At 67.1% G+C, this 20090-nt stretch carries 10 protein-coding genes; all 10 read left to right on the forward strand.

Going from position 1 to position 20090, the window contains the following annotated elements; genetic code table 11:
• The first annotated feature begins 7 nt into the window (after positions 1 to 7).
• The 10 genes from NFH98_RS10650 (at position 8) to NFH98_RS10695 (ending at position 19938) form a co-directional block, all read left to right on the forward strand.
• A complete protein-coding gene (locus tag NFH98_RS10650) occupies positions 8 to 820 on the forward strand; it encodes an amino acid ABC transporter ATP-binding protein (RefSeq protein ID WP_045994543.1) in 813 nt (270 codons plus the stop codon).
• Between the two features lie 30 nt (positions 821 to 850).
• The gene (locus NFH98_RS10655; protein ID WP_349622662.1) at positions 851 to 1693 is read left to right on the forward strand and encodes a transporter substrate-binding domain-containing protein; all 843 of its coding nucleotides are present in this window, start codon (positions 851 to 853) and stop codon (positions 1691 to 1693) included.
• A gap of 138 nt (positions 1694 to 1831) precedes the next feature.
• The gene (locus tag NFH98_RS10660; RefSeq protein ID WP_045994541.1) at positions 1832 to 2545 is read left to right on the forward strand and encodes an ABC transporter permease; all 714 of its coding nucleotides are present in this window, start codon (positions 1832 to 1834) and stop codon (positions 2543 to 2545) included.
• A 189-nt stretch (positions 2546 to 2734) separates the two neighbouring features.
• Positions 2735 to 3475: an ABC transporter permease gene (locus NFH98_RS10665; protein ID WP_213227996.1), complete on the forward strand. Its 741-nt coding sequence runs from the start codon at positions 2735 to 2737 to the stop codon at positions 3473 to 3475.
• A gap of 460 nt (positions 3476 to 3935) precedes the next feature.
• Positions 3936 to 6521: a DUF4347 domain-containing protein gene (locus tag NFH98_RS10670; protein ID WP_349622663.1), complete on the forward strand. Its 2586-nt coding sequence runs from the start codon at positions 3936 to 3938 to the stop codon at positions 6519 to 6521.
• Positions 6522 to 6626: 105 nt separating this feature from the next.
• Positions 6627 to 13826 carry a VCBS domain-containing protein gene (locus NFH98_RS10675; RefSeq protein WP_349622664.1) on the forward strand — a complete coding sequence of 2400 codons (7200 nt, stop codon included), beginning with the start codon at positions 6627 to 6629 and terminating at the stop codon, positions 13824 to 13826.
• Between the two features lie 23 nt (positions 13827 to 13849).
• A complete protein-coding gene (locus NFH98_RS10680; protein ID WP_108133337.1) occupies positions 13850 to 15445 on the forward strand; it encodes a TolC family protein in 1596 nt (531 codons plus the stop codon).
• Positions 15435 to 16283: an efflux RND transporter periplasmic adaptor subunit gene (locus tag NFH98_RS10685; RefSeq protein WP_349622665.1), complete on the forward strand. Its 849-nt coding sequence runs from the start codon at positions 15435 to 15437 to the stop codon at positions 16281 to 16283. Before NFH98_RS10680 ends, NFH98_RS10685 begins: the two co-directional genes overlap by 11 nt.
• On the forward strand, positions 16280 to 17710 hold the full coding sequence (locus NFH98_RS10690; protein ID WP_349622666.1) for an efflux RND transporter periplasmic adaptor subunit: 1431 nt from the start codon (positions 16280 to 16282) through the stop codon (positions 17708 to 17710). The genes NFH98_RS10685 and NFH98_RS10690 overlap by 4 nt, the downstream gene beginning before the upstream one ends.
• A gap of 2 nt (positions 17711 to 17712) precedes the next feature.
• Complete coding sequence (locus NFH98_RS10695) at positions 17713 to 19938, forward strand: site-2 protease family protein (RefSeq protein ID WP_349622667.1); 2226 nt, start codon at positions 17713 to 17715, stop codon at positions 19936 to 19938.
• Positions 19939 to 20090 lie beyond the last annotated feature (152 nt).

Genomic DNA, 20090 nt, shown 5'->3' on the forward strand with positions numbered 1-20090 from the left:
GTCGCCTATGCCACCATCCGTCACCACCAGCGACGACTTGAGACCCACCTCCCCCGTGGTCGAGGCTCGTCACCTCGTCAAGCGCTACGGGGACACCAGCGTGCTGCGCGACGTCTCCCTGAGCGTCGCCGAAGGCACCGTGACCACCATCATCGGCGCCAGTGGCTCCGGCAAGAGCACCCTGCTGCGCTGCATGAACCTGCTGGAGCGGCCCCAGCAGGGCAGCCTGTCCATCGCCGATGAACGCATCCGCTTCACCGAGCAGGGTCCCCGCAGCAGCCACACCGACATGCCGCTCAGTCGCCATCAGCTGCAACGCCTGCGCGGCAAGGTCTCCATGGTATTCCAGCAGTTCAACCTCTGGCCGCACCTGACCGTGCTCGGCAACGTCAGCGAGGCCCCGGTGCGGGTCAAGGGAATCTCACGCAGGAAGGCCAACGCCCTGGCCGCCCACTATCTGGAGCGCGTCGGCATGGCCGAGCGTGCCGACGCCTACCCGGCGTTTCTCTCCGGTGGCCAGCAGCAGCGCGTGGCCATCGCCCGAGCGCTGGCCATGGAGCCCGAGATCCTGCTGTTCGACGAGCCTACCTCGGCGCTGGACCCGGAGAGGGTCAACGAGGTGCTAGGGGTCATCCGCGGCCTGGCCGACGAGGGGCGCACCATGCTGATGGTGACCCACGAGATGGCCTTCGCCCGGGAGGTATCCGACCAGATCGTGTTTCTCGACCGCGGCGTCGTCGGCGAAGCCGGCCCCCCCGAGCGCATCTTCGAACACAGCGACAACGAACGCTGCCGGCGCTTCATCGCCCCCGCAGCTTGACTGCCAGTCACACAACAACCAGGAGTTCCCATGACCGTATCCCATCCCCTGCGCCCGTCAGCCGACCTCGCTCGTCGCCTTGCCCTGGGCGTCGCGCTCGCCACGACCCTCGGCGCCGCCACCATCGGCAGCGCCCATGCGACCGACCAGGCAGCCAACCAGGACGCTGGCGAGCCCCTCAAGATCGGCATCTCCGCCGAACCCTATCCGCCCTTCACCTACACCTCCTCCGACGGTGACTGGACCGGTTTCGAGGTGGAACTGGCATCGGCCATCTGCGACCAGATGGGCCGTGAGTGCGAGATCACCCCGACCGGCTGGAACGGTATCATCCCCTCGCTCAAGGCCGGACGCATCGACATGATCATGAACTCCATGTCGATCACCGAGAAGCGCCTGCGGGTCATCGACTTCAGCTCGCCCTACTACTTCACCCCCGGTGCCTACGTCGCCGCCCGCTCACTGGACATCGAGCCGCCCGAGGGCCTGGACGGCAAGGTGCTGGGGGTGCAGAGCGCCACCACCAACGCCACCTACGCCCGTCGCGCCCTTCGCGATAGCGGCGTCGACATCCGTCTGTACGACCAGGCCGAACAGGTCAATCGCGACCTGCTCTCCGGCCGCCTGGACCTGATCCTGGCCGACGAGATCGCCATGACCGAGCTGGTCGAACGCGATGAAGCCGCGGACTTCGAGATCAAGGCCACGGCGCCGCACCACGAGGCCTACGGTGAAGGCGTCGGCATCGGCCTGCGCCAGGAGGACGACGCCCTGACCGAGGACGTCAACGCCGCCATCGAGGCGGTCAATCAGCAGGGCATCTGCAGCGAGCTGTCCGAGCGCTACTTCGGCACCGACGTCTGCGTGGGCTAGGGCTTGTACGAAAATGTCTGCGCTCGTGTGAACGACGCTTCTGCCTGAGGCCGTGGCCTGGTCGAACGCCGGCAACAGACGCCGGATGCGCACCAGGCCCGCTGCCATCGCGACTTTCACCCACGACGAGAATGCCCCATGAACAACGCTTCTCAGGAGGGGCTGGCCGACTGGGCCGGACCGATCCTCGACGGCGCCCTCACCACCCTGCAGATCGCCTGCCTGGCCTACGCCATCGGCGTGCTGCTTGGCTTTGTCGGTGCCGCCTGCCGGCTGTCCCGACACGCCTGGCTGCGCGGAATCGGCGGCGCTTATTCCACCGGCGTGCGTGCGGTGCCGGAGCTTCTGCTGATCATCCTGCTTTACTACGCCGGCTCCCAGGCGCTGACCGCCCTGACCAACGCCCTGGGCCTGCCCGGGCAGGTCGCCATCAACGGCTTCGTCACCGCCGTGGGGGTGCTGGCCTTCGTCCAGGGCGCCTACATGACAGAGGTTTTCCGCGGCGCCATCTCGGCCATCCCCAAGGGCCAGCTCGAGGCCGCCGACGCCTTCGGCTTTTCCCCCTGGGCACGCTTTCTCCACATCACCCTGCCGGCGATGCTGCCCAACGCCCTGCCAGGGATGTCGAACCTCTGGCTGATCCTGATCAAGGACACCGCCCTGATCAGCGTGATCGGCTACAGCGAACTGTTCTTCACCATCCAACAGGCCGCCGCCAGCACCCGTGCGCATTTTCTGTTCTACGCTGCCGCCGGCGTGCTCTATCTGATGATGACGCTGTCGTCCAACCTGGTCTTCGCGCTGATCGAGCGCCGGGTCAGGCGTGGACAACCCCAGAGTCAGGAGACCTGATATGCGCTGGTGTCATTTCACTGCGCCCTTTGGTCGTTCACGGCGTGTCAAACGCGGCCAGCCCCACTCTCACCTTCAGCCCCGGGAGACCTGATATGCGCTGGTGTCATTTCATTGCGCCCTTTGGACGTTCACGGCGTGTCAAACGCGGCCAGCCCCATTCTCACCTCCAGCCCCGGGAGACCTGACATGGACTTCAGCTGGTTGAGCGACCCTTTCTATCAGGAATACCTCATCGAAGGCCTGATCAATACCCTGTGGCTGCTGCTGGTATCGGCCATCGCCGGCCTCACCCTGGCCATCGGCATGGCCATGGCACGCATCAGGGGCCCCCGACCGCTGGCCTGGACGGCCACGGCGGTGACCTCGGTCATTCGCGGCACCCCATTGCTGGTGCAGCTGTTCTTCTTCTACTACGGGGTGGGTCGGCTGCTGGAAGGCATCCCCGGCATCCAGGACAGCATCTTCTGGGGCTTGCTGCGCGACCCGTTCTTCTACGCCACCCTTACCTTCACCCTCTCGGTCGGCGCCTACAGCGGCGAGATCCTGCGCGGCGCCCTGCTCAGCGTACCGCCAGGCGAGCGCGAGGCCGGGCGGGCCTTCGGCCTCAACCCGTTCCAGGTATTCTGGCGTCTGTGGCTACCCCGCGCGGTACAGTTGTGTCTGCCCACCCTCACCGGCGAGATGATCCTGCTGCTGAAGTCGATCCCGCTGGTCTCGACCATCGCCATGATGGATCTGCTCCAGGCGGCCAACATCATTCGCGACGAGACCTTCCTGACCTACGAACCACTGCTGCTGATCGCCGCCGTCTATCTGCTGCTGACCATCGTGCTGACGCTGTGCCTGCGTCAGGTCGAACACCACTTCCCGGGGGTACAACCGGTACGTCGCGCCTGGCGCCCCTTTGGACAACCACGTCGGGTGTAACGTCGCTTCGCCATCCGCACCGACATCGACGCCCATGTCGATGTGACCTTCCCGCCTTCCCTGTGCCGGCCAATGTCGATCGACCGCCGGCACAGGCCGCTTTTTCCTCTTTTCCTCACGCGCCTGCTCGGCTCGCCCCCACCGGCATTCCTCCCCGGAAACGTCAGTGGTTCCACATCGTTTTCGGCGTTAACCCTCACGTTATTTGCTTCAGCGGGCATTCCTTACGTTCGCCCTCCCCCAAAAAAGGGCCCTGCCAGCCCTCGAGTGAAGGGCTGGGGCCTTGGCGTCAGCCGCCTACCATAGCCTTGTCACTACCGTCCTGATCCGCGTAGCCACTCCTCCACTTTTTCGGCACAGAATGAGAATCAACGTCTATGTTTAGGGTATTGTGCAGATATGGCATTAAAAGCGTCATCTGCCATCGATACAGTGACAACAAGGAAAGGCAGGAGTCGGTATGAAGGGAACTCGTTCACGGCTGATCGCGCTGGAGCCACGCCTGCTGTTCGATGGCGCCATGGCGGCCACCCCCGACCCCGCCAGCGATGGCGACGGTGGGAAACCCAACCAGCAGCCAACGGACGGCGACGGCCAGGCACCGGCCACCCAGGCTGACAGCCCCGCTGGCGCCGGGGCTCCCGCTCGCCACCTGGTGGTGGTGGACGCCCGCCTCTCCGACGCCCAGCGCCAGACGATCCGCGAGGGGCTGGCCGACGACGCCGAACTGCTCGAGGTGGACGCCGACGAGAACGGTATCGAGGCCATCACCGCGGCCCTGGCCGGCATGGACCAGGTCGAGAGCGTGGAGATCTTCAGCCACGGCGCCTCAGGACAGTTTCAGCTCGGCGATACCCTGGTCGGCAACGACACTCTCACGAGCCTGACGGCGAGCCTCGGCCAGTGGCGCGAGGCACTGACGGCCGACGCCGACCTGCTGCTCTACGGCTGTCGCATCGGCGCCACCGACGCTGGGCTCGAACTGGTGGAAGGTCTCGCCAGCGCCACCGGCATGGACGTGGGCGCCTCCACCGATGATACCGGCCACAGTGGCCTGGGCGGCGACTGGGAGCTGGAGCGTCAACAGGGGCAACTGGCTGACGACCGTGGCGTGGCACTCGCCGCCCTCGCACCCTTGGATGGCCTGCTGGCCGACGCCGAGCCCACGGCGTCGCTCGGCGAATCCGCAACAGAGGTGCCGCTGGGCGAGGAATTTCAGTTCACCGTCAGCGTGTCCAATGCTTCCACCGCCCAGGAGGGCTACGCCCCCTTTGTCCAGCTGATCGTGCCCGCCACCGGCAAGGACGGCGCCGGCGCCGAGGTCGACGATGGCGTCATCATCACCTCGGCAAGCTACCTGGGAGGGCAACTCGACCTCTACCAGGTGACCTTCGACGCCAACGGCGAGGCGGTGCACCCCCTGGCAAAGGACGCCAATGGCGACCCGATCACCGTGCTGGCCTCGGCCTATGGCGCTCAGGCCGGCGACACCCTGGTGGTGGCGGCGCTACCCTTCGCCAGCCTGACCAGCGACCAGCCAAGCATCGACGTCACCTTTACCGGCGAGCTGAGCGAACTGGCCGATACCTCCCAGACCAACGGCAGCCCGGACCTGGTCATCCAGGCCATGGCCGGCTTCGAGCTTGGCAACGACGCCCTGTCCAACCCGGAGCAGGACCCCAGCCTGATCGGTAGTGCGGTCGCCTTCACCATCACCCCCACGGTCATCGCGGTGGAGCAGAGCCTCGACATGAGCGAGGGCGACACCACCACCGGCGAGAACTACCCCCACAGCCTGGTCACCACGGTGCGACCGGCAGGCGCCGGTGCCACCGCCCAGACCCTGACCGACGTGGTCATCACCCAGCCGGTGCCGACCAACGTTCAGGTCACCGCCATCGATCCCGGCAACGGCACCCTGACCTCCATCACCCTGGCCAGCGGCAACACCTACACCGGTGATCTGACCATACAGGCGCTGATCGACAGCGATGCCTTCATCACATCCTATACGGTGACCTACGACAACCTCACCGAGGCCCAGTCCAGCCGGGTCGACTTCTATGTGCCGGAGACCGATGCCAACGGCGACCCTGTCCTCGACCCGGTGACCGGCAATGACCAGACGATCACCTTTGGCGCCCCCACCGGCAGCGGCGTCTGGCTGCCGCTGGACGATCGCGACCGCAATCCCGACGACCCTGACGGCAAGGTCAGCTTCGAGGGTACCGGCGATGAGCTGAGCTTCGTTGCCAAGTCGATCACCCTGGAAAAGACCGCCACCCTGGCCATCGATACCGGCACCAGCGGCCTGACTCCGGGTGACACCCTGGAATACCAGCTGGAGATGGCGCTGTCGGACTACTTCGCCTTTGGCGAGGACACCCAGCTCGAGGGTCAGTTTGTCGTCACCGATACCCTCGGCGACGGCCAGACCCTCGAGGGCACCCCGACGCTGATCCTCTACAGCGGTGATGACGCCACCACCATCGATCTGGTGGTCACCACCAGCGTCAATGCCGATGGCACCACCACTCTTGTCTTCGATATCGCCCAGTCGATCGAGAACGCCCTGGATGACCAGGCCTGGCTCGCCGGCGACGCCGCCTTCGATGGGGTGATCGACGCCGGCGCCACCCGTGCGCTGATCAGCTATCGCGCGGTCATCGACGACGCCTATGCAGACGAGGACGTGACCGACCACCCTGCCATCAACGAAGGCGATAGTGTCGGTAACAACGCCCTGGTGGACGCCACCCTGCTGCTCAACCCGAACAACCTGACCGGCGATAGCGAGACCGACGACTCCAGCACCGAACTGACGGTGCCCACCAGTCAGGTGGACATCGCCATCGAAGGAGGCGCTAGCGAACTGGCCCCCGGCGACGAGGTGACCTTCACCCTGCGCTATGAGCTGGTCACCGGCGACCACGAAAACTTCCAGTTGATCGCCTACCTGCCGCTGCCGCTGCTCGACACCTCGGGCATCAGCTGGACGGAAGGTACTGGCCCCGGCCAGTGGTCCCTGGCAGCGGACAACAGCTGAGCGGGCGATATCACCAGAGTAGCGAGCGGTCCCGGCAACGCCATCATCTTTGCCCTGGCAGACCTGACCACGACAGAGGCCAGCACCATCGCCCTGAGCTTTACCATGACGGTGGGGGATCAGCCCTTCGCCGATGGTCGCTCGCTGGATGTGCTGGCCGAATCGCGCCAGACCACCACCCTCGACAAGACCGAACTGGTGACCCAGGACGTGGTCAAGGTGCAGTCGGTGGCCGAGCCGGTCGTCACCATCACCCATGGGGTGGTGTCCTCGACCAACGGCAGCGTCAGCGGCACCAGCGGCAGCTGGAATGCGCCCGGCACGGCGGGTGCGCCCTTCACCGGCAACATTACCGACCCGGCGGCGGTGGACGGCGACGTCACCGACATCGACGCCGGCGACACCCTGCGCCTGGCCACGCTGCTCGAGAACACCGGCGGCGGCGGCGCCTTCGACGTGACGACCGAGATCGAGCTGCCCACGGACCTGACCTTCGTCGGTGGCAGCCTGGGCGGTGCCAACCTGACCCTGACGCTCGGTGACGGCAGCGTGCTGATCGAGGGCACCGACTATAGCGTCAGTGGCAACACCATCACCCTGCTCGACGACAGCGGCCAGGCCACCCTGCAGGCCGGGCGGGATGGCAGCGCCAGCGACGCCGCCGGCACCAACATCATCGTCATCACCTACGACGTGACCGTGGCCGCGGCGGTCAGCGCCAGTCGCACCCTCGGCACCACGGCAACGCTCACCAACTACGCCAGCGTCGACGGTGGCACCGACTTTACCCCGACGGATCTCGATGACGACGCGACCCAGCAGGTGGCGGCGCCAACCATCACCACCACCTTCGCCGTCGGCGGCGACGCCACTGACGACGATTCAAGCGAGACCCACACCGACGGCGCCGACCTGGTGGTCGGCGAGTCGATGCCCTACGACATCGTGGTGACCCTGCCAGAAGGCACTACCCAGGAACTCAGGGTCAATGACCTGATACCGCCGGGCATGGCGCTGGATACCTCCTACAATGGCTCGGGTTATAAACTGATCACCCTGGCCGCCGGCAGCGACAACTTAAGCGCCGACTTCGCAGGCAGCGTCTCCGTCTCAGGCCTTGCCGGCAGTGGCGGCACCCTAGGCGTCGATGGCGTCGATGGCGTCGATGGCCAGTTCACCTTCAGCGCCGCCGGCGCCACCGGCGACAACGACACCGGCAACAATACCTTTGTTCTGCGCGTCCGCCTGATTGCCACCAACACCCTCAACAACCAGCAAGGCACCGAACACGAACACAAGGCGGGCCTGACCTATCAGGACGTCGACGGTGATGAGGTCAACGGCAGCACCGCCGTGGATCGCGACGTCAGTCAGCCCGGTACGGGCCCGACCACCACCCTGGTGGAACCCACGGTCACCATCGAACAGGCGCTGACCACTCCTTCCGACCCGGGTCTCGGAGTCGACTCTGGTGACGCCATCGAGTACGCCGTCACCTTTTCGAACACCTCGGGGGTCGACGCCTTCGACCTGGGGCTGTCTGTCCAGCTACCTGCTGAACTCGACGGCGTCAGCCTTGAGGCGGTGAGTTTCAGCGACGCCAACGGGCCCGCCGTGGGTGACTTCGAGATCACCGGCAACGACACCGACGGCTATCAACTCAACCTCAAGAGTGGATTCGATCTCGACCTGCGTACCGGCCATTCCATCACCCTGACCATCGGTGGCACCGTAGGCGCCACTGCCGCGGATCTGGCCAACCTGACCTCCGAGGCCCGGGTCGACTGGACCAGTCTCGACGAGACCAGCTCCAGCAATGGTACCGAACGGACAGGAGCCGACGGGGAACTGGGGGATGGCTCCCTCAACGACTATCGGCAGATCGATATCCAGGCGATCCCGATCGCTCAGACACTGCAGGTGTCCCGCGTCGGCGGGCTGGACAGCACCGCTGCTGCAGACCCGACCGGCGACACCCGCGAAGACGTCGCGGTGGGTGAAATCATCCGCTACCGGGTGGTGGCGCTGCTGCCCGAAGGCACTACGGACAACTATCAACTGACGATTCAGGTCGATGAAGGTCTCACCATTCTCCCGGAGACGGCCAACCAGATCCTGATGGCCTTCATCGCCAACGATGGTGGTCTGACAAGCAACCTGAACACCAACGCCGATTCCGTCGAGGGCAATGGCCAGTCCCCCGAGGCCGGGTACATCCAGAGTGACCTGAGCGGCGGACCGGAGAGTGTGCTCGATCCTGCCCGCTACACCATCAGCGGCGATGGACGCACCCTGACCATCGACCTGGGCACCATCACCAACGCCGATAATGACCTCGACAAGGAAGGCCTTTCGCTCGAGTTCAATGTGCGGGTCGACAACGTCTCGACCAACCAGGCAGGGACAGAGCTTGGCATGGTCGTGACCGAAAGCCGCGACGGCACCAGTTTCCAGAGCGAGGAAATCTACGAACGTATCGTCGAGCCGTCCTTTACCGAGATGACCAAGACGGTGGTGGATTTCGATCCGGCCCCGGATGACACCACCGGCACCGCCAGCGTCACCGTTGCCTTTACCCAGAACGGCGGCATGCCCGCCTACGATGTGGTGCTGACCGACGCCTTTCCCTCGGGCAGCGATTATGTCATCGACAGTGTGGTCATCGATGGCCAGAGCTACAGCCTGGGCGGCCTGCCGGCCGGAGTCGTGGCCAACGCCACCGCCAGTGGAATCGAGGTCACCTTTGCACAGCTCGACCCGGGCAGCGAGGTCAGCGTGTCCTATCGCCTCGAGGTACCCAACGATGCGGTGGTGACGGCCACCGCCGCCGAGGCCCGTCTTGCCTGGTCCAGCCTGCCCGACGACGGCAGTTTCGATGGCTTTGCTGGCAGCGATGTCGGCCCCGACGGCTCGGCAGCGGGCGAGCGTACCGATGCCGACGGAAGCGGCGGGCTCAATGACTATGTGCTCAGCGCCGGGGCCAGTCTCGGGCTGATCGAAGGCACCCTGTGGAATGACACCCTCAGCGCCGACGACAGCACCACACCCGCTGTCGGTGAAGATGGCCTGGCCGGCGTCAGTGTGACCCTGACCTGGGACGGCAACAACGACGGCGACTTCGACGACGCCGAGGATCTCACCTTTAGCACCGTCACCGACGCAAACGGCAACTACTCCTTCGGCGTGCTGCCCAAGGGCAGCTATCGCATCTCGGCCAGCGAAAGCCTCACCGACGGCAGTGCCGGCGAACTAAAGGCACGTATCGACTCCGACGGTGGCACCTTCGACGACGGCAGCCTGTCGTTGATCACCGGCGCCGTAGACGGCGACACCTACGAGGCCAATATCGGCTATGTCGAACTCAACGACGCCCCGGTGCACACCTTGCCGACCTCGCCGGCCTCCGGCAACGAAGACACCGAATTTGCCATCACCGGCATCTCGATTGCCGACCCCGACGCCTTGACGCCCGGCGCCCCAAGCGCCCCCGCCGCCCAGAACCTGACCACCACCCTGAGCGTCAACAACGGCACCCTGAGCGCCTCCGGGGACGGTGGCGCCAGTGTGTCAGGCAGCGGCACCAGCGAGCTGATCCTCACCGGCAGCGTCGACGAGATCAACGCTGCCCTCGCCACCCTGACCTATACCGGCAACGCCAACTTCAACGGTGACGATACCCTGACCCTCGTTACCAGCGACAACGGCAACTTCGGCGATCACCCGGACGACGGCAACGGCATCCCCGGCGAGAAGATCGACGACGCCCTGACCGACCGAGACACCCTGGCCATCGAGGTCATCGCGGTCAACGACGACCCTGTCGCCATCGACGACAGCGCCACCGCCGTGGAGGCAGGGGGGCGCTTCAATATCGGCGGTATCGATCCCAACGGCCTGGTTTTCGTCAACGACAAAGACCCCGACACCGGTGACGCCGATCCCGACGTGCTGACGGTGGTCCGGGCGGGCCCCGACGACAGCTCACTGCAGGCGGTCAACAGCGACCCCGCCTCGCCCACCCGTATCGTCGGCACCTACGGCACCCTGCTGATCTCCTCGAGCGGCTCGGCGGAGTACCAGCTCGACAACGACAACGCCGCCGTCGAGGCGCTGAGGCTGAGCGGCAATACGCTAGACGAGACCTTCGTCTATGAAATCGGCGATCGCGCGGGTGCCACCTCCCAGGCCACCATCACCATCACCATCGAAGGCGCCAACGACGCCCCGGTGGGCGTCGACGACAGCGGCGTGGCCATCGAGGCGGGCGGTATCGGCAACGCCACCGCCGGCCAGGACGCCACCGGCAATGTGCTGACCAATGACACCGATGTCGACCTCAACGGCGAGACCAAGGCGGTCACCGGTATCCGCACCGGCGAAGAGCCTCTCGGCGTCTTTACCGACGTCACCGGCGCCACCGCCGTAGACGGCAGCTACGGCACCCTGACCATCAATCCGGATGGCAGCTATAACTACGTCATCGATAACAGCGACGAGGCCGTCGAAGCCCTGGCGGTGGGCGAGACCTTGAGCGAGACCTTCAGCTACCTGGTGACCGACGCCGAGGGACTCGATGACATCGCGGTGCTGACCATCACCATCGAAGGCGCCCAGGACAACCCCGTCGCCACCGACAACACCACCAGCGCCCAGGCACCGTCCACCGACGGTGCCACGCCGGCGGTGGACGGCACCGGCAATCTGATCGCTGATGACGACGGTGATGGCGTCGACGCCGACGTGGATACCATCGACCAGGGTGCGCTCTCCATCGGCGCCATTCGCCCCGGCAGCGAGGCGGCCGGCGGCGCCATGACCAGCCTCGGTGGCGTCAGCGCCAGCGTCGATGGTCAGTACGGGCGGCTCACGGTAGACGCCGACGGCAGCTACCGCTACGTGGTCGACGGCGACAACGCCGCCGTACAGGCCCTGGCGGCAGGCGCCACCCTGAGCGAGACCTTCACCTATAGGCTGATCGACACCGCCGGCAATCCGGACCTGGCCGAGCTGGTCGTCACCGTCACCGGCGCCAACGATCCGCCGAGCCCGGTGGCCGACAAGGCCATCGCGGTGGAGGCCGGGGGTACCGCCAACGCCACCCCAGGTGACGACCCCAGCGGCAATGTCCTGACCAACGACGACGACGTGGATGGACAGACACTGAGTGTCGATCAGGTCCGCTTCAACACCACCACGGTGGCCGCCGGCCAGCCGCTGGCCGGGCGCTACGGCACCCTGACCCTGAACGCTGACGGCAGCTTTTCCTACGTGGTCGACAACACCAATCCGGCGGTGGAGGCCCTAAGAACCGCCAACGATACCCTCACCGAGGTCTTCGTCTACCGCAGCGTCGATCCCCTGGGTGCCAGCACCACGGCGCGTCTGACCGTGACCATCGAGGGACGCGACGATGCCCCGGTGGCCGCCGACAACGTCGCCCTGGCGGTGGCCGACAGCGATCAGGGCATCGGCCGTGATCCCAGCGGCAATGTGCTCGACAACGACAGTGATATCGACGCCGGTGACCAACTGGCCGTGAGTGGCGCCCGCCCCGGCACCGAGGCCGCAGGCGGGGCCCTGTCCACCCCCAGCGCCGGCACGATAACCCTGACAGGCCAGTACGGCACCCTGACGCTTGCTACCGACGGCAGCTACAGCTACGCGGTCGACCAGTCCAACGCCGAGATCCTCGGGCTTGGCCCCCTGGAGTTCCGCCGTGACGTCTTTACCTACGAGGCCCGTGATCTGGCGGGACTGGTGGACCTGGCCGAACTGACGGTGTTCGTGCGCGGCCAGAACCAGGCGCCGGTGCCCGGCACCGACGATGGCCTGGCGGTGGAGGCCGGTGGCCGCGACAACGCCACGCCCGGGGCGGACGCCGTGGGCAATGTGCTCGACAACGACAGCGACGTCGATGGCGACATCAACCTCGGCGTCAACCTGCTCGGCCCCAACCTGACGGTGACCGGCGTTCGCACCGGCGATGACCCAAGCGCCGGCACCGAAGGCACCCTCGGCAAGGCCCTTGTGGGCCGCTACGGCAGCCTGGTGATGGAGGCCGACGGCAGCTACCGCTACCAGGTCGATGACGACAACCCGGAGGTCCAGGCGTTGCGTCAAAGCGGCCAGACCCTGGTCGACGTCTTCACCTATGCGCTGGAGGACCGCTGGGGCGGCCCCGCCAGTGCCAGCCTGACGATCACCATCGATGGGCGCAACGATACACCGACGGCCCGCGACGACAGCGGCGACGCCGTGGACATCGGCGGAGGCGCGAGCCGCCCCGACGCCACCGGCAATGTGCTGCCCAACGACACCGACGTCGACGCCGAGCGCTACGGCGAGACCCAGAGGGTCACCCTGGTGGCACAGGACGGCGTCAGCGCGGCGCCCGGCGAGCGCCTGGCGGGCCGCTACGGCACCCTGATCATCGAGGCGGACGGCAGCTACCGCTACTTTATTGACCGCACCAACAGCGAGGTACTGCGCGCCAGCGGCCTGGGTCCGCTGTTGCAGGAGGTCTTCGTCTACACCCTGACCGACCAGGCCGGCGCCAGCGACACCGCCACCCTGACCCTGACCCTGGATATCGCCGCACCCTATATTCCGATCAGGGATGGCGCCGGCCCCCACTTCCTGCGCCCGGACGATGGGCGCCAGTCGCGCGCCACCCTTGGCGATGTCGACCCGGTGGTCTATGTCACCCCGGAGGTCGAGCGCAACAGCCGCCAGGTCTTCGATTACCTGCGCCTGTCCCACGGCGCCCAGCCCTGGCTGGTCCGGCCGCTGGAGACGCAGATCCCGTCGCTGGCCAACGGCCTGGGTGAGGTGCCAGGCCAGTACGTGCTACGCGGCGTAGCCTTCAGTCGCCTGTACGCCGAGCAGGATCAATTGCTGATGCTGGGCCGCCACGGCCGCACCGACCTGACGGCGGATGGCCTGCTGGCCGATCCCTCCCTCTACGCTCCCACCCGCGAACAATTGCTGAACAACGCCACTGGTGCCGATGGCGAACCGAGGATTCCGACGCGAAGCTCGACGCCGGGCGACGCTCAACCTGGCTCGGCCGAGGCGCCGAATCGCGATGCGACAGATGACGGCCGGCCTGAGCTGCCGCCGGGGGCCGAATGGATCGCCGATGGTGACCAGGACGATCGCCTCGCGCCAGCAGCGCTGGCCCAGGACGGCTGGCGCGGGCCAGATGAGACCTCCGGCGCCTCTCCCAGAGTCGCTGCAGGCTTTCGCGCACAACTGACGGCCATGGCCGGCTCCACCGCGCCGCTGCGAGGGGAGCACGACCTGTGAGATTCGAACGACAAGGACACCGCATGCATCGACTACCGCTCACCACGCTGGCGGTCACCGCCGGCCTGACCCTGAGTGCCTGCTCCAGCCTCGAGCCCCAGCCCTTCGACGCCACCGAGATCCGTCAGCGGGCGATCAGCGACCAGGCCCAGATGTATCGCCTGCAGGAGCCGCTCAATCAGCCGGTCACCTTCTACGAGGCCGCCGCCCGGGCACTCAAGTACAACCTCGACTATCGCCTGAAGCTGATGGAAAGCGCCCTGGCCTCGAACCTGCGTGACGTCTCGCGCCATGAACTGCTGCCACGCATCGTCGCCGAGGCCGGCTACAGCGATCGCAGCAACGACTCCGGCGGCACCTCCATCGGTATCGAGGACGGCGAGGAAAGCCTGCGGCCCTCCACCTCGGAGCAGCGCTACCGTTCCACCGCGGGCCTTGGCCTGTCCTGGAGCCTGCTCGACTTCGGCCTGGCCTACTACGAGAACCAGCAGAAGGCCGACCAGATGCTGATGGCCGAGGAACGTCGGCGCAAGGTCGCCCAGAACGTGCTGCGCGACGTACGCAACGCCTACTGGCGGGCGCTGGCCGCCCAACGCCTGATTCCTCGTCTCAATGTGCTGCTGGCGCGCACCGAGGTAGCGCTGGACGCCGCCCGTGAGGCCCAGCGCCAGGGACTGCTGCCACGCCAGGAGGTGCTGGCCTACCAGCGCGCCCTGCTCGACTCCACCACCCTGCTGACCGCGCGCCGCCAGGATCTGGAGCTGGCCAAGACCGAACTGGCCGCACTGATGTCGCTGCCCCCCGGTACCCGCCTGATCCTGGCCGACGAACCGGAACCGGATCTTCCCCCGGACGTCAGCGATATCGAGCGCCTGGAACAGCTGGCGCTGCAGCACCGCCCGGAGATCATGGAGGAGTGGTACCGCAAGCGGGTCAACCAGAACGACCTGGAAGCCGCCAAGCTCAGGCTGTGGCCCAACGTCACGGTCAGCGCGGGCATCGAGTACGACTCCAACGACTACCTGTACAACAACGACTGGACCGAGACCGGCGTCAATGTGTCCCTGAACCTGTTGAAGCTGTTGTCCTATCCCGATCTGAACGAAGCCCAGGACACCCAGGGTGACGCCGACGACCTGCGCCGTACCGCGCTGTCCATGGCGGTACTGACCCAGGTTCGGGTGGGCGCCCTGCGCTACCACCTGGCCCGCGAAGAGCTCGAGTACAGCGACGAGAGCCTCGAGGTGGACGAGGACCTGCTGGCCTACGCCAAGGCCGCGGCCTCCTCTTCCATCGGCTCGGAGCTTGAGGTGATTCGCGCCGAGAGCCGCTATCTGCTGTCCCAGTACCAGCGCGAGGCGGCCTACTCCCGCGCCCAGGCCGCCTGGGGCCGGTTGTTCAACTCGGTTGGCCTGGACGTGCTGCCCGAGACCGTCGCCCAGCACGATGTACAGACCCTGGCCGGCGAGATCGAGCGGATCATGACCACCCACGAGCGCCAGGGCATCATTGCGCCTCACCCGGGCCAGCCACCGGCGCCAGCCGGCGGGCCCACCCTGGAGCCGCGTCGCCCGCAGCCTGGGACGGGCGCCGATAAGGGGGGAACCGATGCCGTCTAGTCGTCTTCGTCCGCGCTCGGCCGGGATGCTCCTCGGCCTCGCCCTGCCCCTGCTCGGGCTTTCGGCGCTGGCATCGGCCCAGCAGTCGGCACCTCAATCGACACAGCAATCGATCCAGCAGCCGATACAGGAGAACCGGAGCGAGCTGACCATGCGCGCCCTGCTGGCCCCGCAGCAGGAGGCGACCCTGTCCAGCCGCATGGAAGGCACCCTGGACGAGCTGGCCGTGTCGCTGGGTGCTACGGTGGCCGAGGGCGATGTGCTGGCCCGCTTCGACTGCCGAATCGAGCAGGCCCGGGTCAACGTGGCCAATACCGAACTCGGCGTGGCCCGGCTCAACAGCCAGGCCAAGGACCGCCTGCGCCGCCTGGACGCGGTGGGCGATCTCGAGGTGGCGCTGGCCCGGGCGGAGGTCGACAAGGCCCAGAGCGCCTTGAACCTTGCCGCCGTCCAGCGCGATCGCTGTACCTTGAAGGCGCCCTTCGCCGGGCGCATCGCCGCGGTTCCCGTCAAGCCGTTCCAGACCATGGCCGCCGGTACGCCGATCGTCGATCTGGTCGGTGATGGCCCTCTCAAGGTCCGGCTCAATGCCCCCTCGGCGCACCTGGCCGAACTCGGTGAAGGCCAGCCAGTCAGTCTTGACGTCAGCGAGACCGGCAAGCGCTACGCCGCCACGCTCAGCGCGGTGAGTGCCCGCATCGATGCGGTGGCCCAGACCGTCGAGCTCGAGGCACGCCTCGACCAGGCCCATGACGAGCTGATGCCCGGCATGACCGGGCGTGCCACCCTGGTGGCCGAATCGCCCACCACAGAGGACAGCGACGAAGGCACGCCATGAGCGCCAGCGAACACCCACGCCCGGCGTCGCTGGCGTCATTGAGCCTGGCCCTGCGAGATCGCGCGCTGGACGCCGACTCACGCACCACCCTGGCCTTCTCCATCGCCAACGACCCCTATCCGCTGCTGCGCTTTCGTCAGGCCCTGGTACTGGAGGGCCGTGCCCGGGGCGCGCTCAGGCTGCGCTGTGTCTCGGGGCTGGCCACGCCCACCGAGCGCACCCCCTTCGTCAACTGGGTGGAAAGGCTCAGCGCCTGGCTACTCGATCAACACGACGTCGATGGCCCCAGGCTGCTGCTGCGCGATCAACTGGAACTCCCCGATGACCTGGCCGAGGGCTGGGCCCAGTGGTGGCCAGAGGTGCTGTGGCTGGTGCCGCTGGGTCCCGGCGGCGCCGACGTCGACCGAAAGTCGACCACCGACCATGCCTGGGCGCTGTTTCTGCTCGAGCAGCCACCGCCCCAGGCGCTGCGCCAGCAGCTCGGTGGCCTGGCCGCCACCTGGCGCTACTGCTGGCAGGCCCTGGCGCCACGCCGACGCGCCTGGCAGCTACCGCGTCGTCGGCTCGGCTGGCTGTTATTGGTTGCAGTGATCGCCGCGATGTTCCTGCCGGTGAGCCAGTCGGCCCTGGCCCCGGCCGAGATCGTGTCGCTGGACAGCGCCGCCATCACCAGCCCGCTGGACGGTGTGGTGGCCGAGATGCTGGTGGAACCCAACTCACGCGTCGAGGCCGGCACCCCCCTGTTTCGCCTGGATCGTAGCGAACTCGAAGGCCGCGCCGAGGTACTCAGGCGTCAGCTCGAGGTGGCCAGCGCCGAGCTCGACGCCGCCGGCAACCTGGCCTTCGACGACCGCTCACGGCTCGCCGACATAAGTCGCCTGAGGCGCCAGCAGGCACAGCGCCTGGCCGAGCTGGAGGCACTGGAGGCGAGGCTCGAACGCACCCTGGTGACGGCTCCGACGACGGGAGTCGCGGTCTACAGCGACCCCGACGACTGGGAAGGACGCCCCGTCGCCACCGGCGAGCGCATCCTGCGCCTGGCCGACCCCGATCAGCCGGCGGTGGAGATCCAGCTGGCCGCCGCCGATGCCATCACCCTGGCACCCGGGGCCGAGGTCAAGGTGTTCCTCAGCGCCCGGCCGCTGGAACCGATCGGTGCGCGCCTCACCCAGACCAGCTACGAAGCCTCGACCGACGCAGATGGCGTCGCCGCCTATCGCCTGCTGGCCGAGCTTGCGCCGACCGAGGTGAAAGACAGCGCCGGACAGAGCCTCGACCAGGGGACCGATACCCAGACCGACTCGGCGGCGACCAAGGTACGCCTGGGGCTGCACGGCACCGCCAAGGTCTACGGCGAAGAGGTCAGTCTCGGCTACTACCTGCTGCGCCGGCCGCTGTCGACCCTGCGCGCCTGGACGGGGTGGTAGCCATGGCCTCAGCGACACCCGCACGCCATGGCCCGGGGGCATCCCATAGCGCGGCTGCCTCACCCACGCAAGCCAACGCCAGCCCCTTTACCGCGACGATGGACCATCACACCGCCGGCGTCGATGAACGGGCGGATCGTCCGCCGCCACCGCTGCGCGAGGACCTGGTGCTGGTGGATGCGGGCCGTGATCGCCATGGCGAGCCCCAGTGGTCGATCCAGGACCCGGTGACCAATCGCTTCTACCGGATCGGCTGGCTCGAGTTCGAGTGTCTGGCGCGCTGGGGGGCGAGCCCCGCGCGGATTCGCGACGAGATCGCCGCCCAGACGCCGATGCAGCCGTCGCTCGAACAGGTGCTCGAACTGGTCGACTTTCTCGAGCATCACCGTCTGCTCAGGGCCGGGCCCGACAGCACCGACCGACTGGCCCGTGAGGCCGCCACAGGCGCCGCCTGGCGCAAGCTGTCCTGGTGGCTGCATCACTATCTGTTCTTTCGCCTGCCGCTGGTGCGCCCGCAGCGCTTTCTTGGCGCCGTGGTGCGCGCCCTGCCCTGGCTGTTCAGCCGTGGCATGGTCACGGCGGTGCTGTTGCTCGGACTGCTCGGGCTGGTGCTGGTGGTGCGCCGCTGGGACCACTTTACCCACGCGGTGATGGACGCCTTCTCGCTGTCGGGCATGCTCAGCTTCGCCTGTGCGCTGGTGGTGGCCAAGGCCTGCCACGAGCTCGGCCATGCCCTGGTGGCGACCCGTCTGGGGGTAAAGGTGGCGCATATGGGCGTCGCCTTTATCGTGCTGTGGCCGATGCTGTACACCGACACCGGCGAGAGCTGGAAACTCAGGCGCAGCCGATCGCGGCTGGCGATCTCGTCGGCCGGCATGCTGGTGGAGCTTGGTCTGGCAGGCCTGGCGACCCTTGGCTGGGTGCTGACCGAGCCGGGCGCCGTCAACTCGGCGCTGTTGTATCTGGCCACCACCAGCTGGGTGCTGAGCCTGGCGATCAACGCAAGTCCCTTCATGCGCTTCGACGGCTACTTCGTGCTGACCGATCTGCTCGACTTCCCCAACCTGCACGAGCGCGCCGGCGCCCAGGCCCGCGTGTGGCTACGCCGGCGACTGCTGGGGCTCGACGAGGCCTGGCCGGAACCCTTCCCCCGTCATCAGCGACGTTCGCTGGTGCTGTTCGCCTTCGCCACCTGGCTGTATCGACTGGTGCTGTTCCTCGGCATCGCCCTGGCCGTCTATCATCTGTTCTTCAAGGCGCTGGGCATCGTCCTGTTCGCCGTGGAAATTGCCTGGTTCATCCTGATGCCCGTCACCCGAGAACTGCAGCACTGGTGGTCCCATCGCCGCGCCGTCCCCCGGCGCTTTCGCCTGGCCTGGCTGTTGGCCCTCGGCACCCTGCTGTTGCTGGCCTGCCTGCCCCTGCAGACCCGCGTCAGCGGGCCTGGCGTGCTCCACGCCGAGCGCGAGCTGACCCTGTACTCGCCGTTTCCCGCACGCCTGGAGACCATCGCCGCCTCCGGGCGGGTCGAGCGAGAGGCGGCCCTGGTGCGGCTGAGCGAGCCGGATATCCGACGTCGCGAGCTGGCCCAGGAAAGCGAGCTCGACCTGCTGGAGGCCGAACTGGCAGGGCTGCTCGACGCCGACGATGGGCGTAATCGCGACAGCGCTACCCTGGCGCTACACCGCGTCAACGAAAGCGGACGTCAGGCCGCCCGGCGGGAGCAGCAGCGACTGGTCATCAACGCCCCCTTCGCCGGCGAATGGCAGCGCTTCGATCGACAACAGACGCCGGGGCAATGGGTCGCGACCCGAGAGCCGCTGGGCGTACTGGTGGACCCCTCGACCTGGGTCATCGATGCCTACGTGCCTCAGGACGAGGTCCACCGCCTGAGTCCTGGCGCTCGGGTGCGCTTTCTGGTGGAAGGGCACACCCGACCACTGGCCGGACACGTCACCAGCATCGGTGCCACCCGCGCCGAGCACCTGAGTCACCCCCTGCTGGCGGCACGCCACGGCGGCCCGTTGTCCACCTACGAGGACCCGGAGGAGCGCGGCAAGTTGCGTCTTGAACGCGCGCTGATCGCGATCGAAGCCCGCCTGGACAGCCCCTGGACAGGCGGCAGGCAGGCCGCTGGCCAATTGCACATCGACGCCGAGCGTCAGAGCCTGGTCGGCCAGTTCACTACCTGGCTCGCTTCGGTGGTGATCCGCGAGAGTGGCTTCTGAGAAGGCGGTTCCCTCTAGACTGCCTGCCCGCGAGCCCACCAGCGCTGCCACTGTGCCCTATTGTCGCTATGCCCCGTTGTCGCTATGCCCCGTTGTCACTGTGCCGCGTTGTCACTGTGCCGCGTTGTCACTAAGGCGCATTGTCACTATGT

The organism is Halomonas sp. H33-56 (assembly GCF_040147035.1).
In the GTDB taxonomy this organism is placed as follows: Bacteria; Pseudomonadota; Gammaproteobacteria; order Pseudomonadales; family Halomonadaceae; genus Halomonas; species Halomonas litopenaei.